The organism is Pseudomonas allii (assembly GCF_055380095.1).
This window is the reverse complement of sequence record NZ_AP039450.1, coordinates 4397051-4415107: the sequence shown is the minus strand read 5'-3', so window position 1 is coordinate 4415107 and position 18057 is coordinate 4397051. Positions and strand designations below refer to the sequence as shown.

Sequence of the window (18057 nt, the reverse complement as noted above, 5' to 3'; positions counted from 1 at the left end):
TGACCCCATGAGAAAACCACGCCGCCAAGGCGGTTTCACCCTGTTGGAAATGCTCGCGGTGATCGTGCTGCTGGGCATTGTCGCCACCATCGTCGTGCGCCAGGTCGGCGGCAATGTGGACAAGGGCAAGTACGGCGCGGGCAAGGCCCAGTTGGCCAGCCTGAGCATGAAGATCGACAGCTACGCCCTCGACGTCGGCGCTCCGCCCACCAGCCTGCAACAGCTGGTGGACAGGCCCGGTGGCTATGCCAAACCGTCCGACCTCAAGGACCCGTTCGGGCACGCCTTCGGCTATCGCTTTCCTGGCGAACACGGCGCGTTCGACCTGATCTTCTATGGCCAGGACGGCCAGCCGGGCGGCGAAGGCTACAGCGCCGACCTGGGCAATTGGGAGTAGGGCCGCCATGTTCCAGCGCGGCTTCACCCTGCTGGAAATGCTGGTGGTGATCCTGCTGATCAGCCTGGCTGCCAGCGTGTTGGGGCTGGGTGTGCGCCAGGGCTTGCAGGTGGCGCAGGAACGCCGGGCGGTGGGGCAGATGGTGGAGGCGCTGCGCACCACGCGGGCAGGGGCAATTGTCAGCGGGCAGCCTGCGCGTACGGTGTTCGATCTGAGTGCCCGTACGTTCCAGGCGCCAGGTCGAGCATTGCAACGGTGGCCGTCGAAACTGCATGTCACGCTGCACACCGCCGAACAGGTCGGCCCTGGCGTCGAGTTCTACCCTGACGGCAGTTCCACCGGCGGCAATCTCCTCGTGGCCAATGGTGCCCGGCGTTGGCGCATCGATATCGGCTGGCTCACCGGCAGCGTGCAAGCCAAGGCGCTGCCATGAAGCGCCAGGCTGGCTTCACCCTGCTGGAAATGCTCGCCGCCCTCACGCTGATGGCGGTGTGCAGCACGGTGCTGCTGGTTGCGTTTGGCCAGAGTGCGCGCTCGTTGTCCCAGGTGGCCCACAGCGACCGGTTGACCCACGCGGCGCTGACGATTTTCGATCAGGAAGCGGCGGGGCGCTTGAGCAACGGCGTCAGCCAGGGCGAGCTCGACGGCATCCATTGGCAACTGACCAGCACCCGGCAGCAAGCGCGGATTGTGCGTCTCGACCTGGTCCTCAGCGAAGGCTCGCACCAGGCCCGCTTCAGCACCTTGAAGGCGCGCCTGTGAAGCGCCGCGAGCAGGGCTTCACCTTGCTGGAGATCCTTGTGGTGCTCAGCTTGCTCGGCGTGTTGCTGGTGCTGGTCGGCGGCGCTTTGCTGGGGGCCAATCGCGCCGTGTCCAAGGCCCAGGCGTACACGGTGAGCCTGGATGAAGTGCGCGCCGCCCAACAGTTTTTGCGCACGGCGATCAGCGAGGCATTGCCGCTGGCGGTGGGCGAGGGCGATGGTTTTTTCGTCGGCACGGCGCAGCGCCTTGAGTTTGTCTCGACCTTGCCCGGCGTGCTCGGTGGCGGGATCCATCGGTTCAGCCTGCAACGGGTCGAACAGGCGTTGCAGGTGGGGTTTTCTCAACGTGAACCCCAGATGCTGCTGAACAACATCAAGGCGTTGCAGTTCAGTTATCGCGGTGAGTCGCCGCTGGGCCAACCCACCGGCTGGGTGAGTGAATGGCCCTGGCCCAGGCGCTTGCCTTCGGCCGTGCGCATCGCTGCCAGCGTGACGGGGCCGGTGCCCTGGGTCACCCAGGTGATTGCCTTGCGCCTGAACCTGTCCAGCGGGAGCGTCGAAGAATGAGGCGTCAACGCGGTGCAGCATTGCTGCTGGTGCTGTGGGTATTGGCGTTGCTCAGCGTGTTGCTCGGCGGCCTGGTCGGCTGGGTACAGTTGGAGAGTCGCCAGGCCCTGTGGCTGCGCCAGCACACCCAGACCGTGTTGGCCGCCGAAGCCGGTATCGCGCAGGTCATGGCCGATCGGCACTGGGTTGCCGATGGTCGCGACATCCCTCTGACCTTTGATGACGCCCAATTGCACGTGAGCCTGCGCAGCGAGCGCGGCAAGCTTTACCTGATCAATGCCGAGATGCAGGACTTCACGCGCCTGGCCCTGGCCTGCGGCGCTACCCCGGCCCAGGCCATGCAACTGGCCACGGCCCTCGAAGCACGTCGCAACCAGGGCCTGGCGCCATTGCGGGTGCTGGAGGAAGTGCGCCAGTTGCCCGGCATGACGCAATCCCTCTACAGCCGCTTGCTGCCCGAGATCACCTTGTGGAGCGACCTGGACCGCCCCGATCCCGCCTTCGCCAGCCCGCTGATGCGCAAGGCACTGAACCTGCCGCGCCAGAACGCCGAAGGCGTGGACCCCGGCGAAGTGCTGGTGGTCGATAGCCGCGCCGAGCGGCCCGGCGGTTATCAGGCGCGGCTGCAAGTCACCGTTTTATTGAGCCCATCGGAGGACAGCGCACAACCCTACCGGGTGTTGCGTTGGCAAGAATGAATCGACTGGAACCCATCGCCCGACACTGGCGCGGCAGCCTGCTGCAACAGGGGTGGCACGCATGGATCGCGGAGTTGCGCGCCTGTGTACCCGCATGGCTGGCGTGGCAAGAGCCACCCGAGCAGATCCACCACTGGCCACTGAGCGCGCCGGTTGCAGCGGCCAATACGCGCCAGGTGCTGATGCTCGGCGCCGACGCTGTGCTGGTGCAAAGCGTGCAACTGCCCTTGGCGGCGGGGCGCAATCTCAGCGCCGTGGTCGGCTATGAACTGGACCGCTACACCCCCTTCGAGGCGGACCAACTCTACTTTGTGGCGCGTCAGGAGCGGCGCACGCCCACCCACCTTGAGGTGACAGTGGTGGCGATCCTGCGCGAGCGCCTGGACCTGATCCTCGCCGACTGCGCCACCCTCGGCCTGCATCCCCATCGTGTGGATGCGGCGGACCTCGGCATCGACCTGCTGCCCGCGCCACTGCGCCCGCAGCGGCCCACCGGCATGGGCTTGCAACGCAGCCTGCCGTGGCTGTGCGCGGCGTTGCTGATCGCGGCGATGCTGCTGTGGCTCAACGACCGCCAGCGCGTCCTCGACGTGATGCACGCCAGCGTCCAACAACAGAAAGCCGAGGTCGCCGAGGTGCACGCGCTACGCCAGCAACTGCTCAATACCCGCGGCGCCGCGCAGTACCTCACCCGGCGCAAGCTGGCGCAACCGCCGCTGGCGGCGCTGCTCAACGACCTGACCACCTGCCTGCCCGCCGACACCTGGCTGGATCAACTGGACGTGAAGGACGGCGAAATTTCCATCGCCGGCCAGAGCGCCAAGGCCAGTGCGCTGATCACTCGCATCAAGGGCTGCCGCAGCCTGGAAAACGCCCAGTTCGAAGGGGTGATCCAACCCGATGCGCGCACCGGCAAGGACCAGTTTGCCTTGCGCGCCCACCTACGCCAGGAGGCCGCCGATGCGCCGACCCCTCACACCCCGTGAACGTCGCGGCGCGGCCTTGCTGCTACTGGCCGTGGTGGTCGGCGCGGCTTACTGGCTGTTGGTCGACAGCTGGTTTGCCGGCCCCTTGCGTGACATGGGCGAACAGGCCGAACAACTGCGCGAGCAGCAGCAACGCTATGCCGGTGTGTTGCGCCAACGCGATGCGTTGCGCCAACAGCTTGAGCAAGCCCGCCAGGACCCCGCCAGCAGCACCAGCCTGCTGCCGGGGGACGACCCGGATGTGGTCGCCGCCGATCTGATGCAACGCCTCGCCGACCTGATCAACAGCCACGCCAGCCTCGGCGGCGGGTGCAGCCTGAGCCAACGCAAGCCCATCACCCCGGAGCAGGACGACGGCGAGCCGTATCGCCAGGTCAAGGTCAGCCTCACACTCGATTGCGCCATCGAACCCCTCGAAGCGCTGCTGCATGAGCTGGAGTACCAGCCGCCGTTCCTGTTTGTGGATGAGCTGCGCATCCGCCGCAGCCAGCAGGCGCCAGCCAATGGTGGTGCGGGCAAGCTGGTGGTGCACCTGCTGGTGCGCGGCTACCTGCAACCGTCACGGGTGACGCCATGATCGGTAGATTGCGCCCCGTGGAGTGGGGCTTGCTCGGCCTGTCGGGGTTGCTGGGCGTGTTGATGGCGGTGATCCTCAGCAGCCTGGGTGATGAACCGCAGTGGTTGCCTGAAGCGCCCATGCGCGCCCATCCCACTCCTCGAGTAAAAGGGCTGCCCAGTGTGCCGTTGGACAACCTGGCCGCCACGTGGCAAGCACCGCTGTTCAGCCCGGATCGCAGCCCGGATCGTGTGGTGGGCAAGGCACAGGTCAGCAGCCTGGCCCATCTCACCCTCAGCGGCATCATGATCACCGGCAACCTGCAGATGGCCATGCTCAAGCAGGTCGATGGCCCACTGCTGACCGTGCGCCTGGGCCAGACCCTGCCCAACGGCTGGCGCCTGGACCACCTCACCCCGCAATCCGCCCGTTTCAGCCTGGACGGCCGCACCCAGACCTTGAGCTTCTACGCCAAGCGCTTGCCGCCACCGTCCAAGCGACCCCCCCTTACTTTGCCCCGCGAGCCCCTCCCTTGATCGACATGCGCACCTCCACGTTATACCTGGCCACCGCCCTTGCCCTGGGCGGCTGTGGCAGCTTTCCCGACCGTCTCGAACCGGATGATGATCTTCTGCACGAGGCCATGCAGGGCACTGGCTCGCAACGCCCACCCAGCGAGGCGCCCCCAACGGAAGTTGCCCAGCCTTTGGTCAAATCCCCCGCGCAGCGCCAGTTGATCCGGGGCAACCAACAGTTCGTGCGTGCGCCGGCGGCCACGCCGGGTGCGAAGGCAGAGGGCGGCGACATCGTGTTCAACTTCGCCGACCAACCCATCGAAGCGGTGATCAACAGCGTGATGGGCGACCTGCTGCACGAAAACTACAGCATCGCCCAGGGCGTGAAGGGCAACGTCAGCTTTTCCACCTCCAAGCCGGTGGACAAGCAGCAGGCCTTGTCGATCCTCGAAACCCTGCTGTCCTGGACCGACAACGCGATGATCAAGCAGGGTGACCGCTACGTGATCCTGCCGGCCAGCCAGGCGGTGGCGGGCAAGCTGGTGCCGCAGATGAGCGTGGCGCAACCTTCCAGCGGCTTGTCGGCGCGCCTGTTTCCGCTGCGCTACATCTCCGCCACCGAGATGCAGAAACTGCTCAAGCCCTTCGCCCGCGAGAATGCGTTTCTGCTGGTCGACCCGGCGCGCAATGTGCTGAGCCTGGCCGGTACGCCGGATGAACTGGCCAACTACCAGGACACCATCGACACCTTCGATGTGGACTGGCTCAAGGGCATGTCGGTGGGCGTGTTCGGCTTGCAACGCGCCTCGGTGGCCGAGCTGATGCCTCAGCTGCAAAGTCTGTTCGGTCCTGACAGCGGTATGCCCCTGGCGGGCATGCTGCGCTTCCTGCCGATTGAACGGACCAACTCGGTGGTGGCGATTTCTTCCCAGCCCCAGTACCTCAGCGAAGTCGGCGACTGGATCCGCACCATCGACGAGGGCGGCGGCAACGAGCCACAGATGTACGTCTACGACGTGCGCAACATGAAGGCCGTCGACCTGGCCAAGTACCTGCGGCAGATCTACGGCACCGGCGCGATCAAGGACGACACGCCGGCCAAGGTCGCGCCTGGCTTGCGCACGACGACCCTGTCGTCACTCAATACCGGTGGCTTGCAGAACAACCCGCCCGCTGCCGAAGAGCCGGAGCCGGAAGAAAAGCTGATCGCACCCACCAACGCGCTTGAGGCCGGCACCCGTATCACCGCACAAAAGAGCAGCAACCAACTGTTGGTGCGCACCCGTCCCGCGCAGTGGAAAGAGATCGAAGCGGCGATCAAGCGCCTCGACAATCCACCCCTGCAAGTGCAGATCGAGACACGGATTCTTGAGGTCAAGCTCACCGGTGAACTGGACCTGGGGGTGCAGTGGTACTTGGGGCGCCTGGCGGGCAATTCTGGCAGCACCACGGTGGCCAATGCCTCCGGCAGCCAGGGCGCGCTGGGCGGTGGTGGGGCGGGGCTGGGGGCGGCGGATTCGTTGTTCTATTCGTTTGTCAGCTCGAACCTGCAGGTGGCGTTGCACGCGCTGGAAACCAATGGGCGCACCCAGGTGCTGTCGGCGCCGTCGCTGGTGGTGATGAACAACCAGCCGGCGCAGATTCAGGTGGGGGACAACATTCCCATCAGCCAGACCACCGTCAATACCGGGGATGCGGATACCACCTTGAGCAGTGTCGAGTATGTGCAGACCGGGGTGATCCTGGATGTGGTGCCGCGGATCAATCCGGGGGGGTTGGTGTACATGGATATCCAGCAGCAGGTCAGTGATGCCGAGAGCCAGAGTGGTACCAGCGATACGCCGGTGAATCCGCGTATCTCGACGCGTTCGGTGTCGACCCAGGTGGCGGTGCAGAGTGGGCAGACGGTGTTGCTGGGGGGGTTGATCAAGCAGGACAACGGGGAGAGTGTCAGTGCCGTACCGTATCTGGGAAAGATCCCGGGTTTGCGCTGGTTGTTTGGGAGTACCAGTAAGTCGAAAGATCGGACGGAGTTGATTGTGTTGATTACGCCCAGGGTGATTACCAGTAGTGGGCAGGCGCGGCAGGTGACGGATGATTATCGGCAGCAGATGCAGTTGTTGCGGCCGGGTAGGTAGGTAGGTAGGTAGGTAGGTAGGTAGGTAGGTAGGTAGGTGTACATATCCGTTTCTTCGGTAACGGCTACTTATGGTTCCGCTCTTACAGCGGGTCACTTTTTGAAGAGCGCAAAAAGTAACCAAAAACGCTTCGCCCCAACACTCGGCACCTCGCCTAGGCTCGGTGTGCCCTCACTCCGGCTTGAATCCGTGGGCCGCCGTCATGGGCCATCCTTGGCCCAGGACGGCTAACCCGGCGTCCTGCCGGGTTACCCACGGATTCAAGCCTGCGTTCGGCCAGCGTGTTTGACGGGGCGCCCCAGATCAAAAGCAAGAGCGCGGCGGCCTTAGAGCCGACCGGATTGTATGGCCGGTACTCGGTCAAAGTGTGGGAGGGGGCTTGCCCCCGATGGCAGTGGGTCAGTCACTGATGAGTTGGCTGACACACCGCCATCGGGGGCAAGCCCCCTCCCACAGTTTGATCTTCATGTATCAGTTGAAGGGTGGTTTGCTCTGGCTCTGGCTCTGGCTCTGGCTCTGGCTCTGGCTCTGGCTTTTGATCTGCTTTTGATTTTGATGTTAGGCGCCCCGTCAAACACGCTGGCCGGAATTCGGCAGGGGTTTGGGGGGTAAACCGGCAGGGATGCCGGTTTAGCCGCCCCGCGCCATGGATGGCGCGTGGCGGCGGCCCCCCAAATCACTGTCGGATTACGGGCACACCGAGCCTAGGCGAGGTGCCGAGTGTTGGGGCAAGAGCCTTTTGGTTACTTTTGGGCTCTTTTCAAAAGTGACCCGCCGTAAGGGCGGAACCAATAGCCGCCGTTACCCAAATAACGGATATACCCCCAATCCCCAAATGCAAAAAAACATTACTTATATGAATAACAAAATTCATAAATAATTAAATACAAGAATATTAGCTTATACCCAAATAGCATTATATTTTCAAAACCCATTCCGTTATGTTTGAACTCAACAGCCTACCCCTGACCTCGGATGGTACCAATCTAGACCCGGATTCTGCGCTGCCACCCCGCAGCAGAACCGTTGGAAGGGAGTTCAACGTATGTTGCCAATTCAAACCTCGCCGCACACCTAGCCCCCAATCGCCCTGACACCCAGAAAAAAACCGAGCACCGCGCCCACCCGCGTGACCGCCCGACTCCGCGATTTGGAAACGCAGGAACCCCTATGAAGCGAGTTCTACCACCCACCGCCGCATTCACCCTGGCCATCCTGGCCAACACCGCACACGCCCAGGACGACAGCACCCTGTCCACCGTAGTCGTCACCGGCAACCGCGGCGCCGAGCAGCGTACCGTCACCAGCAGCCCGGTGCCGATCGATGTGGTCAGCGCCAAGCAATTGCAGAACACCGGCAAGCCCGGCCTCATGGAGGCCCTGAGCGCAGTGATCCCCTCGCTGACCCTGCCGGAAAAAACCGGCTGGGACGCCAGCGGCATTGCCCGAGCCCCCAACCTGCGTGGCCTGAGTGCCGCCGAGGTGCTGGTGCTAGTCAACGGCAAGCGCCGTCACACCGCCGCCACCCTGAACATCAACGGGATCAATATCGGTGCCGCCCCGGCCGACCTCGACCTGATCCCCATCAGCGCCATCGACCATGTGGAAGTCCTGCGCGACGGCGCCGCTGCCCAGTACGGCTCGGATGCCATTGCGGGTGTGATCAATGTGATCCTCAAGGCCGACACCAGCGGCACCTCGGTGACCAACGTCGGCCAGGGCTATGACGGCAAGAAACAGACGGTGCAGCAAAGCCTCAACAAGGGTTTTGAAATCGGCAACGGTGGCATCGTGCAACTCGCCCTCGATGCGCGCAGCCAGAACGACGACAACAAGGCCAGCGCCAACGGCTACACCTATGCCCAGGCCTACGAGCAGGCCGGGCGCTCGACGTACGGCGGCTACGGCACGCCCAAGACCAACCTGCTGACCCTGGGTTACAACGCCGAGTTGCCGATCGACGACAGCCTCAGCCTGTATTCCTTCACCACCTATTCACGGCGCAAGGCCGAGCAGGGCCAGAACTTCCGCCTGCCGACCATCACCAACACCATCACCACCGGGCCCAACGGTTATCCCAGCGGTTACACGCCCACCTGGTTCATCGACGAGGATGATTTCCAGGCGGCGTTCGGTGGCAAAGGTACGGTGGGCGAGTGGGACTGGGACTTGTCCACCACTTACGGACGCAACGAGGCGGAGCAGGGCACCACCCATAACCAGAACCCGTCGTTGGGTGAGGCCACGCCGAATCACTTTACTTCCGGCACCTGGATCGCCACCGAGCTGACCACCAACCTCGACTTCAAGCGCGGCTTCGATATAGGCCTGCAAAAAACCTTGGACTTGAGCGTCGGCTTCGAGCATCGGCGCGACACCTATGAGGTGCAGGCCGGTGACTATGCATCCTATGCCAACGGCGGCTACTGCGTGGCGCCGGGCAACTGCGCGTCGTCGGGGGCGCAGGTCACCAACGGCATTTCGCCGGACGAAGAAAGCAGCGCCTCGCGCAACAGCCTGGCCAGTTACGTCGATGTAGGTTTCAACCCGGTGCCGGACTGGTACGTCGGCACGGCGTTTCGCTACGAGCACTACAACCAGGGCGTCGGTGCCACCCGCAGCGGCAAGCTGACCACCCGCTATGATTTCACCCCGCAGTTCGCCGTACGCGCCACCGTGAGCAACGGCTTTCGTGCGCCGTCCCTGGCCAACAGCCTGTTCAGTGCGCGCTCCACCACCTATGGCGTGGTCAACGGCGTGTACCAGTCGATCAACTACGGCGTATTGCCCGTGGGGTCCGCCGCCGCCCAAGCCCTCGGTGCCCAGGCGTTGAAGCCGGAGCGTTCGACCAACTTCAGCCTGGGTTTCACCCTCACACCTACCGACCGCCTGAGCTTCACCGCCGACGCTTACGTGATCAACCTGCGTGACCGCATCACCCTGACCGGCACCTTGCTCGGCCCCGAGATCACCCAGGTATTGCAGAACAACGGCATCAACTCCACCTCTGGCGGGCAGTACTTCATCAACGGCGCCGACACCCGTACCAAAGGCCTGGACCTGGTCAGCAACTACAGCCAGGACCTCGGCCAGTACGGCTCGGTGAAATGGACCGCAGCGTTCAACTGGAACCAGACCAGAATCCTCAACTACAAGGAATCCACCAACATCCTCGGCACCTCCTACGAGTTGATGAACCGCGAGGCGCGCAACCTGATCACCGGCGTGCAGCCCAGCACCAAGCTGATCCTCGGCGGTGACTGGAGCATCGAGCGCTTCAACCTCAACCTGGCTCTGACCCGTTACGGCTCTTACAAGGAGGTGAATTCATCGGCCAATCGCGACCTGGACCGCATCTACAGCGCCAAGTGGATCACCGATCTGGACCTTGGCTACAACCTCACCAAAGCCCTGAACATCGCCGTCGGCGCCAAGAACCTGTTCGACATCTACCCCAAGAAACAAGGGGTGCCGAGCAGCACCATGGTCAGCAGCTACGGCGTCTATTCGCCCTACGGTTTTACCGGCGGGTACTACTACACCCGCCTGACCTATGCCTTCTGAGGCCGAGGAGTACGCCATGCCCATTGTCGCCAAACCCTATGACCTGATTGATGCGCCCAGCCCGGTGCGCCAGGCCCGTGTCTCCACGCCGATCAAGGCCCTGCAAGTGGTGCCCGCGCGGCATCCCTGGCGCTGGGCCGGGTCGATCTTTGCGGCGCTGGTGCTGCTGGCCATCGTGCATTCCCTGGCCAGCAACCCGCGTTGGGAGTGGGGCGTATTCGGCCAGTGGTTCTTTTCGCCGTCGGTGCTGCGCGGTCTCGGCCAGACGCTGTTGCTGACGCTGCTGAGCACGCTGTTCAGCATCATCCTCGGCACCGCGCTGGCATTGGCGCGGCTGTCGGGTTCGCCGCTGCTGGCGGCGTTGGCCTGGGGCTATATCTGGTTTTTCCGTTCGATGCCGGCGTTGCTGGTGCTGATCATCCTGTACAACTTTGCCTACCTCTACGATCACATTGTGCTCGGCGTGCCGTTCACCTCTCTGGTGTTTGCCGAGTGGTCGACGGTGGATGTGCTCAGCCAGTTCACCGTGGCCGTGCTGGGCTTGAGCCTGATGCAGGCGGCGTATGCGGCGGAGATCATCCGTGGCGGGCTGATCGGTGTGGATGCCGGCCAGCACGAAGCCGCTGCAGCCCTGGGCTTGCCGGCCTCGCGTCGTATCTTCCGGATCATCCTGCCCCAGGCGCTGCGCTCGATCCTGCCGTCGGGCTTCAACGAAATCATTGGCCTGGTCAAGGGCACGTCCATCGTCTACGTGTTGGCCCTGCCAGAGCTGTTCTACACCGTGCAGGTCATCTACAACCGCACCCAGGCGGTGATCCCGCTGCTGATCGTGGCGACGGTGTGGTACTTGATCATCACCACCGTGCTGACCAGCGCGCAGTACTACGTCGAGCGCCACTTTGCGCGCGGCACCGCACGGGTGCTGCCGCCCACGCCGCTGCAACGCATTCGCGGCTGGATCAAGGAGAAGACCCATGGCTGAAGCACGCGCCGGGCGCATCCAGATCCAGGGCGTGGGCAAGCGCTTTGGCAACCAGCAGGTGCTCAAGGACATCGACCTGACCATCGACCCCGGCAAGGTCACGGTGATCCTCGGGCCGTCTGGCTCGGGCAAGTCGACTTTGCTGCGCACCATCAACCACCTGGAAAAGATCGACAGCGGGCATATCACCATCGACGGTGAATATGTCGGCTACCGCCGCAAGGGCGATCTGCTCTACGAACTCAAAGAGCGGGAGATTCTCAAGCGCCGTATCGACGTCGGTTTCGTGTTCCAGAACTTCAATCTGTTTCCGCACCTCACCGCCTGGGAAAACGTCGCCGAAGCGCCCCTGGCCCACCAGCGCTGGAGCAAGGCCGAGGCCCAGTCCAGGGCGGCCGAACTGCTGGCCAAGGTCGGCCTGGCGGACAAGGTCGATGCCTACCCGCGCCAGCTCTCTGGCGGCCAGCAACAGCGCGTGGCCATCGCCCGTGCCCTGGCGCTGGACCCCAAAGTGCTGCTGTTCGATGAACCCACCTCGGCCCTCGACCCGGAGCTGGTGGGCGAAGTGCTCGACGTGATCAAGGGCCTGACCCAACTGGGCGTGACCCTGGTGATCGTCACCCACGAGATCGGCTTTGCCCGCGAGGTGGCCGACCACGTGGTGTTCCTCTGCGACGGCCAGTTGATTGAAGAAGGCCCGCCCGAACAGATTTTCCGCCAACCGCGACATCCCCGCACTGTGGCCTTTCTCGGCAAGGTGCTGTAGTTCAAGGAGTGACTGCCCATGTTTATCTCTACTGCCCGCGTGGCCTTGCTGGCGCTCGCCGTCAGCACCGCGCAACACGCATTCGCCGTGCAACAGGTCGATCTCAGCCCCGACCGCGTGCGCATCCATGTGCCACGTAACGAGGCGGCCATTGCGCAGATTCCGCCGGGCTTCAAGTTCGCCCAGCCGGGCAAGTTCACCGTGGCCGTGTCCGGTGTGGCCGGGCCGCCCCTGGCGCTGCTGGCCAGCGACGACAAGACCACCATCGGCAGCGAAGCCGATACCGCGCAGCTGGTTGCCGATAGCTTGGGCCTGCAACTCAATGTGGTGCAGACCAGTTGGGAGGACTGGCCCCTGGGGGTCAGTTCGGGCAAGTACGACGCGGTGATCAGCAACGTCACCGTGACCGAGGCGCGCAAGAAGCGCTTTGACTTCGCCACCTACCGCCAGGATGTGCTCGGCTTCTACGTGAAGAGCACCAGCAAGATCAGCGAGATCAAGCAGGCGGCGGACATCGCCGGGCTGAAGATCATCGTCGGTTCCGGCACCAACCAGGAAAAAGTCCTGCTGGCCTGGAATGAGGCCAACGAGAAGGAAGGGCGCAAGCCCGCGCTGTTGCAGTACTTCGACGACCAGGCCGCCGCACAGTTGGCCGTGCAGTCCGGGCGCAGCGATGCGCTGTTCGGGCCTAACTCGGTGTACGCCTATTCGGCGGCAATCACCGGCGGCATCAAGCTCGTCGGCACAGTGAATGGTGGCTGGCCGTTGAAGGCGGATATCGCGGTGACCACGCGCAAGGACAACGGCCTGGTCAAGCCGATCCACACCGCCCTGGAAGGCGCGATTGCTGGCGGCCAATACGAACAGGTGCTGCAACGCTGGGGCCTGGATATCGAGCGGGTCGACACGTCGCTGATCAACCCACCGGGCCTGCCGGATTAAGGAGCATCGAGCATGGGACTGACACGACGTGAAGCGCTGTCGAGCATCGCTGCGGTCGGGGGCGAGCAGGCGGTCAAGGAGGCGCTGGCGGCATTGGGCCTGGGGCCGTCGTCACACCGCCGTCCGCAACCGTTGAAACTCAAGGAAGGCCTGGGGCAGGGCACGCGTGTGCTGGTGTTGGGGGCGGGGATCGCGGGGCTGGTCACCGCCCTGGAACTGACCCGCGCCGGCTTCGAGGTGCAAGTGCTGGAGGCCCGTGAGCGGGTGGGTGGCCGCACCTGGACGATCCGCAACGGCGACCGCGTGGACTACAAGGACGGTCGCACGCAAACCGCCGCGTTCGACCCGGGGCATTACTTCAATGCCGGGCCGGCACGGATTCCCAGCCAGCACCGCACGATTCTCGACTATTGCAGCGAGCTGGGCGTACCGCTGGAAGTGCTGGTCAACAGCAGTCATGGCGCCCAGGTGCGGCCTGATGTGGGCAAGCCTGCATTCACGGTTGGCCAGGCCATCAACGATGCGCGCGGGCACTTGTCCGGCTTGCTCGCCAAGGCCGTGCAGCGCGATGCCCTCGATGATCTGTTGAGCGGTGAAGAGCGTACGCGCTTGCTGGCGTTCCTGCGGGTGTATGGCGACCTGTCCCAGGCGCTGGCTTTCGAGGGCACGATCCGTTCGGGGCACCTGGAATCGCCAGCGCACCCCGGCGCCTTGCCCGCCAGCCGCCGCCCGTTGGCGCTGGACCAACTGCTGCACCCGGAACTGTGGGGCGCGTTGCTGCACACCGAATTCCCGGAGTTCTCTGCCACCATGTTCCAACCGGTGGGCGGCATGGACCGCATCACCGACGCCTTCTACCAGCGCGTCAGCGGCCATGTACAACTGGGCGCCCAGGTGCGCCGTATCCGCCAGTTGGAAGACGGCGTGGCGGTGACCTATCACGACCAGCGCAGCGGCCGCGAGCAGGTCGTGCGCGCCGACTACCTGATCTCGACGCTGCCGCTGCCGTTGGTGGCCAGGCTCGACACCGACTTCAGCGACCCGATCAAGGCCGCCCTGCTCAGCACCCGCAGCGACCAGGCGACCAAAGTGGCGTGGCAGTCGCCGCGCTTCTGGGAGACCGACTACCGCACCTACGGCGGCCTGTCGTGGATCGAACACCCGGCGCGCCTGCTGTGGTACCCGAGCAATGACCTCAACACTCGCGAAGGCCTGCTGGTGGCGGGCTATGTGACCGGGGAGGGGGCCGATGTGTTTGGCGCGCAGCCTTTCGACAAACAGTACGCGATCTCCAAGGAGGCCGTGGAACTGCTGCACCCAGGCTATGCAAAACACCTGCGCAACCCGCTGGCAGTGTCCTGGGAGCAGATCCCCTACAGCGAAGGCCCGTGGTTGCAACGTGAACACTTCCCGGCCGACGCCAGCGCCTTGCTCGAAGCCGGCCACGGCCGCGTGTACTTCGCTGGCGACGGGCTGGTGCAGAGCGGCGTGGGTATCTGGCAGGAATCGGCGGCCAACTCGGCGCGCCATGTGGTCGGGCAACTGGCCGAGCGGGTGATTCAACAGCGACATATCGCGGCTTAGACCAAAGTGGCGAGCGGGCTTGCCCCGCGTTGGGCTGCGAAGCGGCCCCATCAAGGCTACGAGGTCGTTATGCCTAGAACGCGGTGTCTGGTCTGGGGCTGCTGCGCAGCCCAACGCAGGGCAAGCCCGCTCGCCACAACAGAGGGTGTTGGCGGTTTTGAACGTGGTTTAGTGACCCAAGCATCATTAAAGGAGATTCATCATGAGCGACAGCATTCAACGTACCAGCGTCGGCGACTTCCCGATTTCCCAGACCGTCACGGTGCCGGCATCCGCCAGCCTGATCTTCATCAGCGGCACCTTGCCCGACCTGCACGATGCCAGCGCCCCGGCGGGCACACCGGCGGCCTATGGCAATACCGAAGTGCAGACGGTGTCGGTGTTCAACAAACTGCGCAAGATCCTGCGCCAGCAGGACCTGGACCTGGGCGATATCGTGCAGCTACGGGTGTTCCTGGTGGGCGCCGAAGAAACGGGCGGCAAGCTGGATTTCGCTGGCTTGCAGGCAGGGTATACGCAGTTCTTCGGTACACCTGAGCAACCGAACAAGCCGGCACGTACGGCGCTGCAAGTGGTGGCGTTGCCATTGCCCGGTGCGTTGGTTGAAGTGGAGGCGATCGCTGCAAGAACGCTGTGAGACTCAACGAGTCTTTGCAATCACATCGTTCATGTATTGATTCAAATCGCGGAAGTCGCTAACCCTCCACGCGAACGGCGCTAGCTTCACGCCGTTCTCTCGCAACGTCCTTGGGATCAAGTCGCCATTGGGGCGAAGGATGATTGAAGAGACGATAACGCCTGGGTAGTCATTCAGGCGTTTTTTGAACGCAGCGGTGGTCAGGTCAGGTGTGGGCGGGTTGCTCTTGTTGGCCAGGGGGCCTGTGCCTTTGATATCGACGCCATGGCACATCGCACACCGCTGGGTGAAGAGGGTTTTCCCGTTGGTGTTATCCGCCGAAGAGAATGACGGTTGGAGGAGCGATAAAGCGCCGAGCGATGCGATAACTACTCGTTTCATTTCCATATGACCTTGTTGTGTCAATCAGATGTGGGCCGATGGCGTCAAGGACGGTGGGCCAGCCAAGGCGGATTACTCCTGCAACTGCAACGCCTGCTGCTTGAGCTTGCGCTTTTGCTCGAACGGCAGCTTCTCATCATCCCCATACGGCGCGCTGTACCAGTTGCCATAGGTCGGGTTAGGCAACAAGAACCAGCGTTGCCCCAACCAGTTCACATAGGGCTCCACCGCCTTGCGCTGATCCGCGAGGGTGTTGTGGTCGGCCTGCACGAAATCCCCCAGGGAATCACCCGCCATCAACAACACCCGTGCATGGGCAGCGACCCATTGGCGGCGGCAGTTCTTGCCGTAGCCGGCGCTCTCGCAGTGACCGGTGGGAGTGCTGGCGGCCAGGACCTGTTCGTCGCTTTCAACCGGGAACCCGCGCAGGCGCAGGTTCTTCACCGTGGCCTCGACCTGGCTGTGTTCACGGTTGGTCAGGTAATACACCTTGATGCCTTTTTGCCGGGCCGCTTGCAGGAACGCCACGGCACCGGGCAAGGCCTGGGCCTTGGCCTGGTCGACCCAGGTGTTCCAGCGGTCGTAGGAATAGACTTGGTTGTTGACCACATCGCGGGCGTTGAGCGGCACGTTGTCCAGCAGGGTTTCATCGATATCGACCACCACCGCCGGCGGCAACCCGTTCAGGTTGCGTGGGGGAAAGGGCAGGGCATCCCAGGTGGGATCGGCCAACGCCACGTCAAGTTGACGGGTGGCATTGGCGAAAAGCTGGCGGTAAATCAGCTCATGCTCGATGGAGGTCTGGGTCCAGAGCACGGCATCAAGTTGGTCGTTGGCCGGCGGCGTTTGTTGGCAGCCCGCCAGCAGGAGCAGGCTGGCGAAGATCAGGTTGCGCATGGGCAGTCTCGCAAGTGAAGGTTGAATGGGCAGCACGTTAGCGTAATCACGGGCACCAGACAGGCATGATGTGCTCATCGATCGCCCAGTGGGGCTGGCGAGGTCGCAGGCATACCCCACCCACCCATCGCACATGGCTGGCGTGATCCAGCCAGTTGGCGTGACCCTTCAGCACGGCTTGCCCCAGTGCCGTCAACGCCAGCACCTGGCGCGGCCATTCCAGGTGCGTCTCGGTGGCCGTGAGTAAAGGCTTGTCGCCATCGATCAGCGGTCGCAACAGCGCCTGAAACATCATGTCCCCCAGGAACGGCAGCGGTTCACGCTTGGCCATCAGTTCGGCAAACACCCGACCAAATGGCGTTGGCCCGTTCTCGGCGAGGTACGTCAGGGCCAGGCGCTCGGTCAGCGACAGGCCGTCGTGCAGGCCGGGTAATTCCTGTAATTGACGCAACAACGCCGGGGCAAGCAACGGCAAGGCGGTGTGGCTGTCGTGGGCTATTTGCGCCCACCTGACTGGCGAGCTGTCGCAGTACGCCGACCAGGCCTGTTTGGCCAGTTGCACGGCGTCCTCATCGAGCAAGCGCCGTTGCGGCCATAGCCACGCCAATACATCCGGCGCCAGTTGGCCGATGCCGATAAAACGCTGCACGCCGGGAATGCGGTCCACCTCGATGAGCTCCAGTTTGCGCGGCACCTGTTCAAGACCGGCAAGTGCGCGGATCAGGAACAGTTGGTCATAGGCATCCGCTTCGCACCACAGCACACTGTGGTCGGCGCTGGCCAATGCTTCGAGGTGGTCGTATTCGGCGTCGACGCGACGAGCTGCATCGGCTGCATCGATGGCAAAGGCCTGGCTGATAAAGGCGCTGCGCATGGCGCGGAAGGCTTGGCGGGGCAGATCGCGGACCGGACCCATGCACAGCGGGTCGGCGAGCATCCGGAATTGCCCTTTGAATCCGGCCAGTTGGAGGCTGTGGGCAATGTCATTGCCGCAGCGCCAGTGGGTGGTGCGGGCTTCATCGCTGGCGGCAAAATCGGGGTGGCGGGCGGCGAAGTCGATGGCATCGACATGGGCCTTGAGCTTTGGCCAACTGCTGAAACCCAGCTGCTTGGCGATTTCCCATTGGGCCTGGGACAAGGTAGCGTTCGGGTCTTGGGCTTTGAGGCGCGGCAGCAGTTCCTTGGCGCGCTTGCGCTGTTGCTCAAGGTTGAGACGGCCATCGGTGTTGAGTGGTTGGGACATACGATCTCCTTGCACAAACCTTTTCCGCTTCAAGGTGGGGAGTCGTAGAAAAAGAGGAGGTTGCAGTGTCCTGGGCGCAGCCCTTTCCGCGGAAGGTGGCGTAGAGAGCGCCAGGCAGGGAATATAGGCAGTGCAGCGTTCGTTTGCAAATCAGTGTTGCGCGTCTGGCGTGTGATCAACCCAATGGGTCTTGATCCCCTTCGCCCACGCCACCGTGTAGAAACAGCTCAGTAATACAATCCCCCACTGTTCGGCATTGATGGATGACCAGAACCAGAACGGCTGGCCCGCCATGCCGAACAGGCAGGCGTAGCGGCGCACTTTCAAGCGTTTGCTTTGGCTGAACCAGATGGCAACGACGCCGAGCGCGGCGATCATGATTTGGGCAATCATGGGGGGCTCCTTGAAGGGGAAAAGGCAGCCTTTAGCGAAAGCGAAAGGCT

Annotated in this window: 19 protein-coding genes; 15 read left to right on the top strand and 4 right to left on the bottom strand. The window is 63.5% G+C overall.

Annotated features, from left to right (window positions below; genetic code table 11):
- The first annotated feature begins 7 nt into the window (after positions 1 to 7).
- The 15 genes from ACZ445_RS20055 to ACZ445_RS19985 all read left to right on the top strand — a co-directional run bounded on the left by ACZ445_RS20055 (position 8) and on the right by ACZ445_RS19985 (position 15093).
- A complete protein-coding gene (locus ACZ445_RS20055) occupies positions 8 to 397 on the top strand; it encodes a type II secretion system protein GspG (protein ID WP_010209194.1) in 390 nt (129 codons plus the stop codon).
- Between the two features lie 7 nt (positions 398 to 404).
- Positions 405 to 830, top strand: a complete 426-nt coding sequence (locus tag ACZ445_RS20050; protein ID WP_058427616.1) for a GspH/FimT family pseudopilin — start codon at positions 405 to 407, stop codon at positions 828 to 830.
- The gene (locus ACZ445_RS20045) at positions 827 to 1159 is read left to right on the top strand and encodes a type II secretion system protein (RefSeq protein WP_058427615.1); all 333 of its coding nucleotides are present in this window, start codon (positions 827 to 829) and stop codon (positions 1157 to 1159) included. The genes ACZ445_RS20050 and ACZ445_RS20045 overlap by 4 nt, the downstream gene beginning before the upstream one ends.
- The gene (locus ACZ445_RS20040) at positions 1156 to 1725 is read left to right on the top strand and encodes a prepilin-type N-terminal cleavage/methylation domain-containing protein (RefSeq protein ID WP_058427614.1); all 570 of its coding nucleotides are present in this window, start codon (positions 1156 to 1158) and stop codon (positions 1723 to 1725) included. The genes ACZ445_RS20045 and ACZ445_RS20040 overlap by 4 nt, the downstream gene beginning before the upstream one ends.
- Positions 1722 to 2423, top strand: coding sequence for a Cdc6/Cdc18 family protein (locus ACZ445_RS20035; RefSeq protein ID WP_058427613.1), 702 nt, complete (start codon positions 1722 to 1724; stop codon positions 2421 to 2423). The genes ACZ445_RS20040 and ACZ445_RS20035 overlap by 4 nt, the downstream gene beginning before the upstream one ends.
- Positions 2420 to 3409 carry a type II secretion system protein GspL gene (locus ACZ445_RS20030; protein WP_464707498.1) on the top strand — a complete coding sequence of 330 codons (990 nt, stop codon included), beginning with the start codon at positions 2420 to 2422 and terminating at the stop codon, positions 3407 to 3409. The genes ACZ445_RS20035 and ACZ445_RS20030 overlap by 4 nt, the downstream gene beginning before the upstream one ends.
- The gene (gene gspM, locus ACZ445_RS20025) at positions 3384 to 3986 is read left to right on the top strand and encodes a type II secretion system protein GspM (protein ID WP_464707497.1); all 603 of its coding nucleotides are present in this window, start codon (positions 3384 to 3386) and stop codon (positions 3984 to 3986) included. Before ACZ445_RS20030 ends, gspM begins: the two co-directional genes overlap by 26 nt.
- Positions 3983 to 4501, top strand: a complete 519-nt coding sequence (locus tag ACZ445_RS20020) for a hypothetical protein (RefSeq protein WP_464707496.1) — start codon at positions 3983 to 3985, stop codon at positions 4499 to 4501. The genes gspM and ACZ445_RS20020 overlap by 4 nt, the downstream gene beginning before the upstream one ends.
- A 5-nt stretch (positions 4502 to 4506) precedes the next feature.
- On the top strand, positions 4507 to 6618 hold the full coding sequence (gene gspD, locus ACZ445_RS20015) for a type II secretion system secretin GspD (protein WP_464708633.1): 2112 nt from the start codon (positions 4507 to 4509) through the stop codon (positions 6616 to 6618).
- A gap of 1170 nt (positions 6619 to 7788) precedes the next feature.
- Positions 7789 to 10182, top strand: coding sequence for a TonB-dependent receptor plug domain-containing protein (locus ACZ445_RS20010; RefSeq protein ID WP_464707495.1), 2394 nt, complete (start codon positions 7789 to 7791; stop codon positions 10180 to 10182).
- Positions 10183 to 10198: 16 nt separating this feature from the next.
- Complete coding sequence (locus tag ACZ445_RS20005) at positions 10199 to 11164, top strand: amino acid ABC transporter permease (RefSeq protein ID WP_310864021.1); 966 nt, start codon at positions 10199 to 10201, stop codon at positions 11162 to 11164.
- Positions 11157 to 11930, top strand: coding sequence for an amino acid ABC transporter ATP-binding protein (locus ACZ445_RS20000; RefSeq protein WP_058426128.1), 774 nt, complete (start codon positions 11157 to 11159; stop codon positions 11928 to 11930). The genes ACZ445_RS20005 and ACZ445_RS20000 overlap by 8 nt, the downstream gene beginning before the upstream one ends.
- Before the next feature lie 18 nt (positions 11931 to 11948).
- Positions 11949 to 12872 carry an ABC transporter substrate-binding protein gene (locus tag ACZ445_RS19995; protein WP_179030427.1) on the top strand — a complete coding sequence of 308 codons (924 nt, stop codon included), beginning with the start codon at positions 11949 to 11951 and terminating at the stop codon, positions 12870 to 12872.
- Positions 12873 to 12884: 12 nt separating this feature from the next.
- On the top strand, positions 12885 to 14456 hold the full coding sequence (locus tag ACZ445_RS19990; protein WP_464707494.1) for a flavin monoamine oxidase family protein: 1572 nt from the start codon (positions 12885 to 12887) through the stop codon (positions 14454 to 14456).
- 202 nt (positions 14457 to 14658) lie between these two features.
- Positions 14659 to 15093, top strand: a complete 435-nt coding sequence (locus tag ACZ445_RS19985; RefSeq protein WP_179029450.1) for a RidA family protein — start codon at positions 14659 to 14661, stop codon at positions 15091 to 15093.
- Between the two features lie 3 nt (positions 15094 to 15096).
- Here the strand turns inward: ACZ445_RS19985 and ACZ445_RS19980 are convergent, their stop codons facing one another.
- The 4 genes from ACZ445_RS19980 to ACZ445_RS19965 form a co-directional block, all read right to left on the bottom strand.
- Positions 15097 to 15474 carry a c-type cytochrome gene (locus ACZ445_RS19980; RefSeq protein WP_081049311.1) on the bottom strand — a complete coding sequence of 126 codons (378 nt, stop codon included), beginning with the start codon at positions 15472 to 15474 and terminating at the stop codon, positions 15097 to 15099.
- A gap of 72 nt (positions 15475 to 15546) precedes the next feature.
- A complete protein-coding gene (locus ACZ445_RS19975) occupies positions 15547 to 16371 on the bottom strand; it encodes a 5'-nucleotidase, lipoprotein e(P4) family (protein WP_464707493.1) in 825 nt (274 codons plus the stop codon).
- Between the two features lie 46 nt (positions 16372 to 16417).
- The gene (locus ACZ445_RS19970; RefSeq protein ID WP_464707492.1) at positions 16418 to 17614 is read right to left on the bottom strand and encodes a DUF1835 domain-containing protein; all 1197 of its coding nucleotides are present in this window, start codon (positions 17612 to 17614) and stop codon (positions 16418 to 16420) included.
- A gap of 150 nt (positions 17615 to 17764) precedes the next feature.
- The gene (locus ACZ445_RS19965; protein WP_058426121.1) at positions 17765 to 18007 is read right to left on the bottom strand and encodes a hypothetical protein; all 243 of its coding nucleotides are present in this window, start codon (positions 18005 to 18007) and stop codon (positions 17765 to 17767) included.
- Positions 18008 to 18057: the final 50 nt, after the last annotated feature.

Excerpts from the sequence above, each read along its gene's own strand:
- gspD (WP_464708633.1), top strand. The coding sequence starts at position 4,507 with ATGCGCACCTCCACGTTATACCTGGCCACCGCCCTTGCCCTGGGCGGC.
- ACZ445_RS19995 (WP_179030427.1), top strand. The coding sequence starts at position 11,949 with ATGTTTATCTCTACTGCCCGCGTGGCCTTGCTGGCGCTCGCCGTCAGC.
- ACZ445_RS19990 (WP_464707494.1), top strand. The coding sequence starts at position 12,885 with ATGGGACTGACACGACGTGAAGCGCTGTCGAGCATCGCTGCGGTCGGG.
- ACZ445_RS20010 (WP_464707495.1), top strand. The coding sequence starts at position 7,789 with ATGAAGCGAGTTCTACCACCCACCGCCGCATTCACCCTGGCCATCCTG.
- ACZ445_RS20020 (WP_464707496.1), top strand. The coding sequence starts at position 3,983 with ATGATCGGTAGATTGCGCCCCGTGGAGTGGGGCTTGCTCGGCCTGTCG.
- ACZ445_RS20050 (WP_058427616.1), top strand. The coding sequence starts at position 405 with ATGTTCCAGCGCGGCTTCACCCTGCTGGAAATGCTGGTGGTGATCCTG.
- ACZ445_RS19965 (WP_058426121.1), bottom strand. The coding sequence starts at position 18,007 with ATGATTGCCCAAATCATGATCGCCGCGCTCGGCGTCGTTGCCATCTGG.
- ACZ445_RS20055 (WP_010209194.1), top strand. The coding sequence starts at position 8 with ATGAGAAAACCACGCCGCCAAGGCGGTTTCACCCTGTTGGAAATGCTC.
- ACZ445_RS19980 (WP_081049311.1), bottom strand. The coding sequence starts at position 15,474 with ATGAAACGAGTAGTTATCGCATCGCTCGGCGCTTTATCGCTCCTCCAA.
- ACZ445_RS20000 (WP_058426128.1), top strand. The coding sequence starts at position 11,157 with ATGGCTGAAGCACGCGCCGGGCGCATCCAGATCCAGGGCGTGGGCAAG.
- ACZ445_RS20045 (WP_058427615.1), top strand. The coding sequence starts at position 827 with ATGAAGCGCCAGGCTGGCTTCACCCTGCTGGAAATGCTCGCCGCCCTC.
- gspM (WP_464707497.1), top strand. The coding sequence starts at position 3,384 with ATGCGCCGACCCCTCACACCCCGTGAACGTCGCGGCGCGGCCTTGCTG.
- ACZ445_RS20005 (WP_310864021.1), top strand. The coding sequence starts at position 10,199 with ATGCCCATTGTCGCCAAACCCTATGACCTGATTGATGCGCCCAGCCCG.
- ACZ445_RS20030 (WP_464707498.1), top strand. The coding sequence starts at position 2,420 with ATGAATCGACTGGAACCCATCGCCCGACACTGGCGCGGCAGCCTGCTG.
- ACZ445_RS19985 (WP_179029450.1), top strand. The coding sequence starts at position 14,659 with ATGAGCGACAGCATTCAACGTACCAGCGTCGGCGACTTCCCGATTTCC.
- ACZ445_RS19975 (WP_464707493.1), bottom strand. The coding sequence starts at position 16,371 with ATGCGCAACCTGATCTTCGCCAGCCTGCTCCTGCTGGCGGGCTGCCAA.
- ACZ445_RS19970 (WP_464707492.1), bottom strand. The coding sequence starts at position 17,614 with ATGTCCCAACCACTCAACACCGATGGCCGTCTCAACCTTGAGCAACAG.
- ACZ445_RS20035 (WP_058427613.1), top strand. The coding sequence starts at position 1,722 with ATGAGGCGTCAACGCGGTGCAGCATTGCTGCTGGTGCTGTGGGTATTG.